The sequence below is a fragment of the Mannheimia granulomatis genome, assembly GCF_013377255.1.
GTDB lineage: Bacteria > Pseudomonadota > Gammaproteobacteria > Enterobacterales > Pasteurellaceae > Mannheimia > Mannheimia granulomatis.
Map to the genome: position 1 here is coordinate 2,165,137 of NZ_CP016614.1, position 13,259 is coordinate 2,178,395.

At 38.5% G+C, this 13,259-nt stretch carries 4 protein-coding genes; all 4 read right to left on the reverse strand.

The annotated features are described in order from the left end of the window. Positions 1–73: 73 nt before the first annotated feature. Positions 74–11,119, reverse strand: coding sequence for a YadA-like family protein (locus tag A6B41_RS10265; protein ID WP_050436763.1), 11,046 nt, complete (start codon positions 11,117–11,119; stop codon positions 74–76). A 517-nt stretch (positions 11,120–11,636) separates the two neighbouring features. Beyond that, a complete protein-coding gene (locus A6B41_RS10270; RefSeq protein ID WP_027073570.1) occupies positions 11,637–11,873 on the reverse strand; it encodes a zinc ribbon domain-containing protein in 237 nt (78 codons plus the stop codon). 35 nt (positions 11,874–11,908) lie between these two features. Next, positions 11,909–12,631, reverse strand: a complete 723-nt coding sequence (locus tag A6B41_RS10275; RefSeq protein WP_237052474.1) for a hypothetical protein — start codon at positions 12,629–12,631, stop codon at positions 11,909–11,911. Positions 12,632–12,848: 217 nt separating this feature from the next. Continuing rightward, on the reverse strand, positions 12,849–13,187 hold the full coding sequence (locus tag A6B41_RS10280) for a P-II family nitrogen regulator (protein WP_027073568.1): 339 nt from the start codon (positions 13,185–13,187) through the stop codon (positions 12,849–12,851). Positions 13,188–13,259: the final 72 nt, after the last annotated feature.

Genomic DNA, 13,259 nt, shown 5'->3' on the forward strand with positions numbered 1-13,259 from the left:
TTTTCTTATCTATACGCAAAAATAAAGCCCTTCTCTTTCGAGAAGGGCTTTGTTATCAGTTAGCTACACGCTATTACCACTGGTAACCTACGCTTGCCGCAGCTCCGGCATGACCACGACTGTTCGAGTTCACGCTGAATTTGATACCCACTTTACCATTATCTGATAAACGAGAGTAACCAACTGCAAGAGCGCCTTGACCACGGTAAGTACCCACACCAGCTGAAACCATAGATTTACCCGGTTGTGTTACGTGGTATAAGTTACCCGCTGCTAATGCACCTGCAACACCTGCACGTAAGTCTTTATCAACATTGTTAACATGGTTAGCAACACTTCTTAATTGATTTACATTTACTGCATCAGTGCCTTTCACACCCGGTGCAACGTTAGTAATACGTGTCGCAGAACCATCTTTACCGGCAACATTGAGTTCATTCACACCGTCTTTTGCTACAGTTGAGCTTAGCGTTGTACCACCTACTTTCACTGTATCAAATTCCGGGTTACTTGAAGTTGCAATTTCAACGGTTGAACCTTTACGTGAAACTTCAATATTTCTGCCAGATTTAATATTAACTTTACTATTGTTGTTAATACGTTGAGATTCTGCCTCACCATTAACTGTCAGTTCCCAACCTGAGTTTTGAACTGCGTTGTATAACTGGCTACCGTTCACAGCATCTTTACTTGTTGCAGTTACATCACCATCTTTAACATTAGTGATCTTCGTGCCTTTAGCATCGATACCATCTTTGGTTACACTTGGGCCATTTTTAATGGTTAAGCCTTTATTATCAACTTTAGTATCGCCTACAGTGACAGAACCATCTTGGGTTAAATCTACGTTTTTCGCTAATTGAATCTCTAAAGTATCAGAGCCATTTGCTTTAACGTTGATATTACCTGTTGCTGACTTAAAGTTTTCAGAAGCTGCTTTATCAACACCTTCACCTTTAACTTTAACTTCAGTATTCAATTTCTGACGGTTCTTAGTGTCTTCATTGTTACCGGAGAAGATTAAACCATCATTTAAGGTTGCCACTTGTTCTGTTACAGGTTTACCGTCTTTGTCTTTGGTTTCATAAACGATACGAGTCTTACCATTTTCACCCGGTAAGCCATCTTTACCGTTTGTACCATCAACACCTTCAGCACCGTCTTTAACTGCAATATTTGCACTTACACCCGGTTTGCCATCAGCACCTTTCGGGCCGGTTAAGCCGATTGAACCATCTTTGCCGTTTAATACGACAGATGCACCGTCTTTACCTGTTACACCGATTTTACCATCAACACCATCAGCACCGTCACGACCTGCAGTAATTGTGCCGTCACCTTTAATGGTTACGCCATCTTTACCGTCTTTGCCTGCAACGCCGATTTGACCGTCTTTACCATCTTTACCACCAATGGTTAAGTCGTTATTTAAACCGAAGGTGACATTATTACCTTCTTTAGTAATAACGATGTTACCGTCTTTGTTGTTGAGATCAACCGTTGCCCCAGGTTTAACGTTACCAAGATCTTTACCGTTTGCACTTAAGTTCCAACCTGCGTTAGCAACTTGTTGCACTTGGTATAGCTGGCTACCGTTGACTGCATCTTTACTGGTTTCAGAAATTTCACCATCTTGAACGTTAGTAATTTTCTTATCACCCGCATTGATACCGGCTTTAGTTACACTTGGTCCACCTTTGATAGTTAAACCATCATTATTTACCGTTGTGTCACCAATAGTTACAGAACCATCTTTAGTTAAATCAATATCTTTCGCTAATTTAACAGTTAAAGTACCGTTGTTATTTACTACACCGATATTATTAGCATCAGATAGTTTAGTCGCATCTTTCTCACCACCTGTGATGCTTAAAGTTTCATTTAGTTTCTTAGTAATTACTTTACCATCGTCACCAACGAATTTTAAGCCATCGTTAAGTGTTGCAACTTCTTCTTTAACAGGGTTACCGTCTTTATCTTTGGTTTCATAAACGATACGAGATTTCGTTTCGCCATCTTTACCATCAACACCCGGTTTACCTTGTGCAAATGTCACTGTGCCATTTGTACCATCTTTACCGTTGATACCGATAGAACCGTCTTTACCGTTTAAGGTTACACCGGTTGTACCATCTGCACCTTTCACACCAATAGAACCATCTTTACCCGGGCCACCGATAGTTAGGTTATTATTCAACGCAAAGGTTACATTGTTATCTGTAGTTTCTTTCGTAATGATGATGTTGCCATCTTCATTGTTGAATGAAACTTTACCTTTCGGCCCAACATTTGTAGTGTTTTGACCATTTGCTGCGATATCCCAACCGGAGTTAGCCACATCATAAACCTGTTTTAATTGGTCTTCTGTTGCTGCTTGACCGCTAGTGAAGTTATTCGGATCAAAAGTCTTATTGGTTAAACCACCAATTGTACCTTTGTTGCCGTCAACGGTAATAGAGTTATCACCACCAACAGTTAAGCTATCACCGGTTAATGCTGAATCACCTACACCAATTACATTCTTATCAAGATATGTATCACCGATTGTAATTGAACCTTCATCCGTTAAGTCAATGTTTTTCGCTAATTTAACCATTAACTTACCGTCTTTATTCACAACACCGATATTATCATCAGATAAATCTTCTAAATCTGTATCGCCGCCTGAAATTTGTAAGGTTTCATTCAGTTTCTTATCAATAACTTTACCGTCATCACCTACGAATCTTAAACCATCGTTAAGTGTCGCAACTTCTTCTGTTTTGCCATCTGGTTTCTCATAAACGATACGAGTCTTGCTTTCGCCATCTTTACCGTCGTTGCCGTCAAGACCTTTTGCACCGTCTTTTACAGAAATAGTTGCACTTGCACCATCTTTGCCATCTGCACCACGAGGTCCAGTTAAACCGATAGAACCATCTTTACCGTTTAAAGTTACACCAGCTGTACCATCTGCACCTTTAACACCGATAGAACCATCTTTACCCGGAGCACCATCTTTGCCTGGGCCACCCACGGTTAAATCATTGTTTAATGCAAAGTCAATCGCATTATTGCTCACAGTTGTGATAATGTTCTTATCTTTAGAGGTGTAATTTACGGTTTCCCCTAATTTCACATTATCTTCCTTAGCACCATCTGCTAGTTCAGAATTATCCGCAGTAATGTTAAAGCCTTTATTGATCAAACTATCAGTTGCATTACGCACATCTTTGATGTTCGCAGCATTAGTACCTGCGTTTTCTAACTGCTCATCTGTTAAGTCATTTACCGAAGTAATTGGCTGACCATCTTTACCATTTTGACCATTTAAGCCGTCAATACCGCTCTTCACGTTAACGATTTGGTTGTTACCGTTGTCTAGACCGTCTTGGGTTAACTTAACTGGATCTTTCGGTTCACCATTTCCGTCCACTGGTTCTGCTGGTGTAATAGTGATACCGTTATTGGTAATCTCGGTTGATGGTTTAGTGTTGTCAACAACATCTTTACCTCCATTTTCGCCTGGCTTGTACTCAACAAATTTCGCACTTGTTAAATCTTTAAGCTCACGGTTAAGTTGGATTTCAAGCTGATCTTTCTCATTAGCAACAACATTAATATTACCTGCTGCTGATTTGAAGTTCTCAGATGACGCTTTGTCATTAATACCTTGTGCTACTTCACCAACAATGTTCACGACGCTATTTAGCTTGTGACGATTTAACTTATCGTTGTTACCTGCAAAGATTAAACCATCGTTAAGTGTTGCCACCTCTTCTGTAATCGGGTTACCTTCATCATCTTTGATTGGGTTACCTTCTTTATCAGTAGGTTGGTAAACAATACGAGTTTTTCCATCTTTACCAGGTAAACCATCTGCACCATTTGTACCATCAACACCTTGAGCCCCATCAGCTGATTTAAATGTTAAGCCGTCTTTACCGTCTTTACCATTTAAGCCGATTGAACCGTCTTTGCCGTTAAGTACAACTGCTGAGCCGTCTTTACCGTTTACGCCAACTTTACCATCAATGCCGTTATCGCCATCAGCACCGTCTTTTCCGTCACGACCTACAGTGATTGTTGCTTCACCTGGTTGACCGTCTTTGCCGTTGTCACCTGTGATTGAAACACCGTCTTTACCATCTTGACCTTTAACACCAATTGTACCAGCCTCACCTGGCTTACCATCTTTACCGTCTTTACCAACAGTTAGATTGTTAGCTAGACCAAAGTCAATTGTATTATCACGTACAGTTGTAACAATGTTCTTATCTGTTGAAGTATAAGCCACCGTTTCACCTAGTTTAACATTGTCTTTTTCTGCACCATTTAGGTCTTTATTGTCAGCTGTAATGTTGAAACCAGTATTCACCAAACTATCTGTCGCATTGCGTATATCGTTGATGTTTGCTGCATTCGTACCTACTTTATCTAACTGTTCTTTCGTTAAATCATTTACAGATTCAACTATTTTACCATCTTTACCAGGCTGACCATTAACCCCATTGATACCGCTCTTCACGTTAACGATTTGGTTATTACCGTTATCTAAACCATTTTCGGTTAATTTAACAGGCTCTTTACCATCTTTAGTTGGCGTGATCTCAATACCGTTATTATTCACAACAGTTTTCGGCTCACCCTCGCCTTCTTTGGTAAACGTTGCTGTGCTTAAGTCTTTAAGATCTTTAGCTAGTTTAACTACTAAGCCATCTTCAGAATTCACAACACCGATATTGCTATCAGAAAGTTTAGCTGCATCTTTCTCACCACCAGTAACGCTTAATGTTTCGTTTAGTTTCTTAGCAATTTCATTGCCATCGTCACCTACGAATTTTAAGCCATCATTAAGTGTTGCAACTTGTTCTTTCTCACCGTTTGGTTTTTCGTAAACGATACGAGTTTGACCATCAGCACCATTCTGACCATCTTTACCGTCTAATGCAGGAGCTGCTTTTTCAACTTTGAATGTTACTTCGCCATCTTTGCCATCTTTACCATCTACTCCGTTAAATACGATTGCATCAGGTTTAATCGTTACACCATTTTTACCGTCTGCACCCTTAACACCAATAGATCCGTCTTTACCGTCTCTAGGTCCTCCGACAGTAATATCGTTGTTAAGACTTACTTCAAGAGCTTTACTCGTTGTACCATCTGCGTTTTGAACATCAATTACTTTCGTATTAATGTTGTTATCACCAGTAATTTGAGCTGTAGTACCTAAGTTTTGTTTAAACTCATTACCCTCTTTGTCTTTCAGACCGAAGGCATCTGTAGAAATTTTTTCTGCAGTATTTTTCAAGTCACCTACGTTAACAGCATTGTTAAGAACATCACCTTCTGCATCTTTAAGATCTACAGGTTGACCGTTTTTATCTTTTAAGCCACTATCAACATTAACAACTTGGTTTCCACCGTTGTCTAGACCATCTTCAGTCAATTTAACAGCTTTACCATCTGCACCATTATTACCATCTTTTGGTGTAATAGTGATACCGTTATTATTTACAACAGTAGTTGGACCTTCAGTTGGCTGACCATCAGCTCCATCTTTTGGTGCAAAAGTTGCACTATTTAGGTTTTTCAGATCTTTGTTCAACTGGATTTCAAGCTTATCTGTACCATCAGCTTTAACATTGATGTTACCTGCTGCTGATTTAAACGCTGCTGATGCTGTTTTATCGACACCTTCGCCCACAATATTTACTACTGTATTTAGCTTATGACGATTTAGTGTATCTGCATTATTGCCAGTGAAGATTAAGCCATCATTTAAATTAGCAACTTGCTCTTCTTTCTCACCATTTTTGTAAACGATACGAGTTTCACCATTGTCACCTGGCAAGCCGTCTTTACCTGTACCATCAACACCTTGTTTGCCATCTTTAACAGTAATATTGGTACTTGCACCATCTTTACCATCTTGCCCTTTAGCACCAGTCAAGCCGATTGAACCATCTTTGCCGTTTAACACAACAGATGCACCGTCTTTACCGTTTACGCCAACTTTACCGTCAATACCGTCTTGACCGTCACGACCAACTACAACTGTCGCTTCACCTGGTTGTCCGTTTGCACCAGTATCTCCTTTAATTGAAATACCGTCTTTACCGTCTTGACCTTTAACGCCAATTGAACCCGCTTCGCCTGGTTTACCTGGCTCACCATCTTTACCTACAGATAATGTGCTTGATAAACCAAAGTCGATTTCATTATCACGCAATGTAGTAATCACGTTTTTATCTTTAGACGTGTACTTAACAGTTTGACCCAACTCTACAGTATCAGCCTCTGTTAAACCATCACGCTTGTCAGCATCAATTTTGAAGCCTTTTGCAATTAAGTCTTTGCTTGTATTAATAACATCATTAATATTCGCTGCATTCGTACCAACTTTCGCTAAATCTTCTGGCGTTAAATCATTTACAGATTTAACTGGCTGACCATCTGCACCGTTCACACCGTCAATACCGCTCCTAACGTTAACAATTTGGTTGTTACCGTTATCTAAACCGTCTTGTGTTAACTTAACAGGGGCTTTTTGCTGACCATCCGCTCCTTTTACACCATCTTTTGGTGTGATGGTAATGCCATCATTACTTACAACTGTCGTTGGAGCTTTATCAGCACCATCTTTCGGTGTAAAGGTTGCTGTATTCAAGTTATTTAAGTCTTTCGCCAACTGGATTTCTAGAGTACCTGCACCATCAGCTTTAATATTGATGTTACCTGCTGCTGATTCAAACGCTTTAGATTGCTCTTTAGTTACACCTTCGCCTTTTACAGTTACTAAACTATTCAGCTTGTGTTTGTTTTCAGTATCGTTATCGTTACCAGTAAAACGTAAACCATCGTTTAAGTTAGCAACTTCTTCTTTATCGCCTTTTTCATTGGTGTAAATAATGCGCGTAGTTTGTTCGCCGTCTTTACCATCAAGACCTTTAGCACCATCTAAGCCAGGAGCACCTTTTTCAACAGCCATTTTCGCATTTGAGCCGTCTTTACCATTGATACCAATAGTTCCATCTTTACCATTAATTCCAACACTGCCAGGCTGACCATCTTTACCAACCACAATTGTACCGTCACCACTAATGGTTACGCCATTTTCACCATCTTTACCTTTAACGCCGATAGAACCATCTTTACCGTCTTTAGCACCAACAGATACATCACCCGCTAACGCAATTTCTAATGCTTTTTCAGCAACATTTGCAGTTACTGTTACGCCATCTTTACCTTTAACTTGAATAGTTTTACCTAAGTCTTGTTTAACTTCAGTATTCTTATCATCACCAGTTAAACCAAAACCACCTGTTGTTGCATTGGTTAAATTATCAACAACATCTTTTAAATCACCTACGTTAACCGCATTGGTTCTTGTTGCATTTGCAAGATCAGTTTTATCACCGGCTGCATTAGTTAAACCGCTTGATACATTGGTAATTTGTTTGTTACCAGCATCAATGCCTGTATTAGTAACACTGGGGCCATTTTTAATCGTTAAACCTTTATTATCAACTTTAGTATCACCAATGGTTACAGAGCCAGCTTCAGTTAAGTTTACATCTTTTGCTAATTTAACAACTAAGCCATCATTAGTATTTACTACACCAATGTTGGTGTCAGACAGTTTAGCTAAATCAGCACCACCCGTTACATTTAAAGTTTGGTTAAGTTTCTTAGCGATAACCTTATTATCATCACCTACGAATTTTAAACCATCGTTAAGGGTTGCAACTTCTTCACCATCATAAACGATACGAGTTTTGGTCTCACCATCTTTACCATCAACACCAGGCTGACCATTTTTAACGGTAATATTTGCCGTTGCAGATTTACCATCTTCGCCCGCTGGTCCAGTTAAACCAATTGTGCCGTTAGTACCATCTAAACCGATACCAGGAGCACCATCTTTACCACCAATTGTTAAAGTGGAATTTAGAGCAAAATCAATAGCGTTGTTAGTAACGGTAGTAACAATATTTTTATCACTAGATTTGTATGTAACTGTTTCACCTAACTGAACATTATCAGCAGCAGTTAAATTATCACCTCGTTTATCAGCATCAATATTGAAACCTTGATTCACTTTATTCGTTAAGTTGGTTACATTTTGATTGGTCGCATAAAGTTGTGAACCATTAACCGCTTCTTTACTATCTACACTAATAGTACCATTTAATACATTAGTGATTTTATTATCACCTGCGTTGATCCCGTCTTTAGTCACACTTGGCCCATTAGTAATGGTTAAACCGTTATTATTTAATGTAGTATCACCGATTTTCACCGAGCCAGCATCAGTTAAATCTAACGTATTGTTTAAATTAACTTTAACTTTGCCATCTGTAGCAGTAGTATTGATATTATTGTTACCGCCAACTACTTCAACATACTCACCTAGCTTTTTGTTTACTTTATTACCATCTTGTGCTTGTAACCCAAAACCTTTATTTGTTGCTTCAGTTACTGCTGTATCAACAGTTTTGCTTAGATCAATATCAACTGTATCGCCATCATTACGGGTTAAAGTCGCTTTTTTGCCATCTTCAGCTGTTGTTGAACTGGTTACGAAGTTATTTTTAATGCCGGTAACCGCTGCAGTTGTACCATCATTTTTGTTTAAGATTACATTTGCATTACCTTGATTATCATAAGTTACTGTACCACCAGTTACGTGAGTATCTTTAGTGAAATCAGTAATTGCCTTCTCACTCAAACCAACTATATAAGTACGATCATCACCTTCACGTTTTTCTACACCAGAAGTGTGTTCTGTAACAATAAGGTACTCACTATTTTTAGGATTAGCAATTACACCTGTTTTGGTGTCATCATCTTTCTTAAAGTCTTGAAGTGCTTTGTCTGTTAACTTAACTTCATAGTTAGTTTTATTAGTTGCAGGATCTTTTGCACCAGCAGTAACAGTTAAATATTCTTTAGAAGATTCAGCATGGCTTGCTGTTGTGCCGTCAGCATTAATAGTGTAGGTTGTAATGCCTGTTGCTGGGTCTTTCTCAGATTTTACTTCAGCAATATTCGTGCCTTTTTCCACTTTTGCTGCAACAGCAGATAACTTACCATCCGCATTACGGGTAATAGTGGTGCCATCTACATTCACAGTGAAATCTAATGCATTATCTTTCTCACCAAATGTTGGCGTGATGGTCACAGATTTATCACTTGATTTGAAATCAACCACATCACCAAAATTCACTTTGCTTTCTGCATTTGAACCACTCGCTTTTGCTGTCCAGCTACCTTGAGTAACTACTGCATATAATTGTGAGCCGTTAATAGCATCAGTTGAAGAGTCTGAAACTTCACCTGGTGCAACGAATTTAATTTGGCGTTCGTTAGCATCTGAACCCACACTTACATAGTCACCCGCTACTACAGCATCATGACCAGCAAAGTTATAAGTAACGCCATTGATTTCTTTACTTACTATAGCTTTTGCTTCTGCCGCAGTTGAATGGTTACCTAAAATAACAGAACCATTGCTTGCTACGGTTACATTTGACCCCAGCACAAACGTATCGGTACCAGAAACACGGTTATTTTGACCAAATGCACCTGAGTTATCACCAGAAACAGTTGTATTCGCACCTACTGCTAAAGAGTAGTTACCGCTTGCCTCTGATTTATAAGCCATTGCGGTTGAATAGTTACCTTTTGCATTCGCTTCATAACCTACAGATGTACCAGCCTCACCTTCTACTTTAGCATAAGAACCGATAGCCGTTGCATTTGCACTACTTACATTAGAGTTATAACCTACAGTAACAGATTGATTACCCAAAGATTTCGCAGTTTCACCAATCGCAATACCGCCAGCTTTTTCAGCAACAGAGTGAGCACCGATACTAATAACTTTTTCTTCTTTTGAAGTTGCATTCCAACCAATACTGATTGCATTTGCACCAGTTGCATTTGAAACATTACCAAAAGCAATTGCTCCCGTACCATTTGCTTTAGAATCTTTACCAAATGAGATCGCACCATCACCTTGTGCCGTTGCATTAGTTGAGAAAGCTACTGTATCATTTGACAAAGCTCGGGTATTTGTCCCTAATGCATAAGCATTATTTGCTTTTTTAGTGCTATCTGCATTAACTACTGCTATGATCTCCCCATTTCTACCTTTTGATAATTCAGGAATAGTTATATTTGTTCCATTTAGTAAAGTAATATTACCTACCGTATTTTCAACAAAACCACCAGCCTGGGCATTAGTACCAATTGCAAACGCACTTTCACCATTGGTTTTTGCTTTAGTACCAATAGAAAATGCATCTGTACCTGCAGCTAAGGTATTATTTTGTCCATCATAAATAGAGCGTCTATTTTCCGCACCTCGATTTCCATCAACGGTTTGTGGTGTTCCACTACCAATTGCAAAAGAACGCTCACCTAATGCAGTTGCTGAAGCCCCCATCGCAAAGCTTGCTTTTTCATTTGCCCAAGAAGAAGAGCCTACTGCCGCAGAATAGTCCGCAATAGCAGCAGATTGACGCATTGCCGCAAATGAGTTAAACCCCTCTGCTCGGGCAGAAGTACCTAAAGCAACCGAACCAGTATCTGATGTTCTAGAGAATGGGCCAATAGCAACAGATAATGCCCCACCCGCATGTGAATAATCACCAATCGCTACACCCGATGCTCTATTTCCTCTTCTATCTTCTAAGGCTGTCGCATGGTGCCCGATTACAATTGCCGAGGTAGTATTAGATTTATACAACAACCCTGAATTCTCACCACCCTCACCTTGCATTCCCGATGCCTGAGTTTTAGTTCTATCATCATAAGATAAACTACCTGGGTTAAAATAGTTATATGGATTAGTTGTAGAATCTGTTGGTACACTAATATTTGTTGTTACAACCAAATTACCATTAGTTCCTGTAATACTATCAATAACAACTGCAGCTTCTGCAGAAGTAGCAGAAAGCATAAAAACTGCTATTCCACCAATGAGAGTTGCTCCATTTAGAATACCAGCTGCTAATTTAATTTCACCACGCTCATCAGTTGAAGCTGCTGCCTTACCTTGCGATCTAGCAAGCTCAGATACAACTTCCATTTTTTGCGTCGTTCGGTTAAAAATAACCTTAAATATCTTATTCATAATTTAATACCTTTTAGATATAAAAAAGAGCTTATTTCTATATTAAAATTAATTATAGAAATAAGCTTACTTGTAAAAAATTCAGCAACAACAAACACTGAATAAACACACGATTTAACTGCCTCTTATAACTGGACAGTCCTCGCGATAATATTAAGTTTTTCACTCCAAAACCTCAACAAGCTTTTAATATCTTTACAATCTCCTTATACTTCAGTCAAAAAATCAACAAAAACCCCTTACAAATCAAAAAATAAATGATAAATACGTTAATTTACAAATCATTCTCACCAGCCAAAGCCATTAACAATCTACCTATTTTTGATTAACAATAACATAACAATAGACCATATTATTAATCGCATATCGCGATAAGTTTCACACTATTTTTAGTATAAAATGTAGGCGTTTTGGAATTTCACTCCAATTTTCACAGGTTAAACATTACCTTTCTTATTTTTTATGCCATTTAGATATAAAAAAGAAGCCCGGCAAATACCGAGCTTCTTTACGTAGGTTATCCAAGGTGAGTTATCCAACTTGCTATGCCAATCACCGCAATGAAAATAAGCAGCCAGATCAGCTGTAATTTTACACTTTTACGGTTGATCTCTTGATTATGCAATCTTCGTTGTTCCAGCTTCTGACGGTAAATCTCTAAGTCCGCCTCTTTAAATGAGAAGCCACAGTGCAAACAGCTCTCTAGGCTGTCACTAATGCGGTTTCTGCATTCAGGGCAACGATGTAATGCCATATTTTCCTCGATGTAGGGTTACAAGCGGTCTTTTTTTAGTCAGACTTTTCAATATAAATATGATAGTGCTTATGAGTATCTCTATTGAAAAAGATAAAATCGCCATTGTTTCTGGATTTCCTACCCATTATGTAACCGTTATCACTGTTGGTAGAAAGAATATAATACCTCTGATTTTCCAGTTCCATATAGTCATAACCACATCTTAAATCTGCCCGCAGGTAACCAATATGGAGCGCCAGCAAGCTGAAATATAGGAAAATAAACAGGTTGAAGAACCAGAAATTTTCTTTCACCACCATTTTTCTGAAATCCAGGTCCAGCTTAGTATCGTTCCATCTCTTCTGAAAGAAGAATACACTAACACCTGTAATCAAAACATAAGTGATAGAAATGTAAATCGGTACAATGCCAACAAACAGGTAAAAGCTAAGTATCACCGGTACTGCAAATACTGACACCAACACAATAACTCTCAGCCAACCTAAGTTGCGAAAGTAGCGTAGCTTAAACACCTTGTTTATCAAACAGTAACCTAAGGAGTAGCATAAGAATAGAAGCACTGAAATAGCAAATACATAAGTCAGGCTTCTTGCCATACTTGCATGGCTAATTTCAACGTGCCACCAAGGATAACCGTGAAATATCGCTTGTCCCCAGCCATAGCAATATGCAGTGGAAAAGCTAATCACTGTTAAAAATGCAAGAGAAAATGAAGAATTTATAATTTTATTAATGTGAGTATTGATCATAAACATAAGAATAAATAGTATACTTTTTTCATCGGATTTAATACATTCGAGTTATTATGATATCGTTTTTTAGCTCGGAAAGAAATATTTACCTTGCATTTTTTATACTAAAAATATATATGATAGAAAGAAAAATTATTTGATATCTCCGAAAATAGTGCAAATATGTTGCACAATAAGGGTTGAAGCAGCCTATCTCATTAATAAACAACGTATATAATACTCACACAGCTTCATCATCAGTCTCACCAGTTCGGGTACGAATAAGTTGCCCAATTTTTGACACATAAATTTTTCCATCACCAACTTGTCCCGAGTAAGAAGCATTTAAAATGGCATCAATCACCTCATCACTTTGGTAATCAGAAATCAGTACTTCCACTTTAATTTTCGGACGAAAATCAACCGTATTGATTTTGGAAAGCTCCTGTTCCGTATGTCCATATTGGCGTCCAAAATCTTTGACCTCGGTAATGGTCATTCCTTGAATGCCGATCTCGGACAGGGCATCCCTCACTTGTTCTAGTTTTGAGGGTTGAATAATGGTAGTGATTAATTTCATATTGCTTCCTGCTTTGTATTTTTCACTCAATAATACCTTAAAAAAATCTGCCTCCGCAAGCGGAGGCAGATT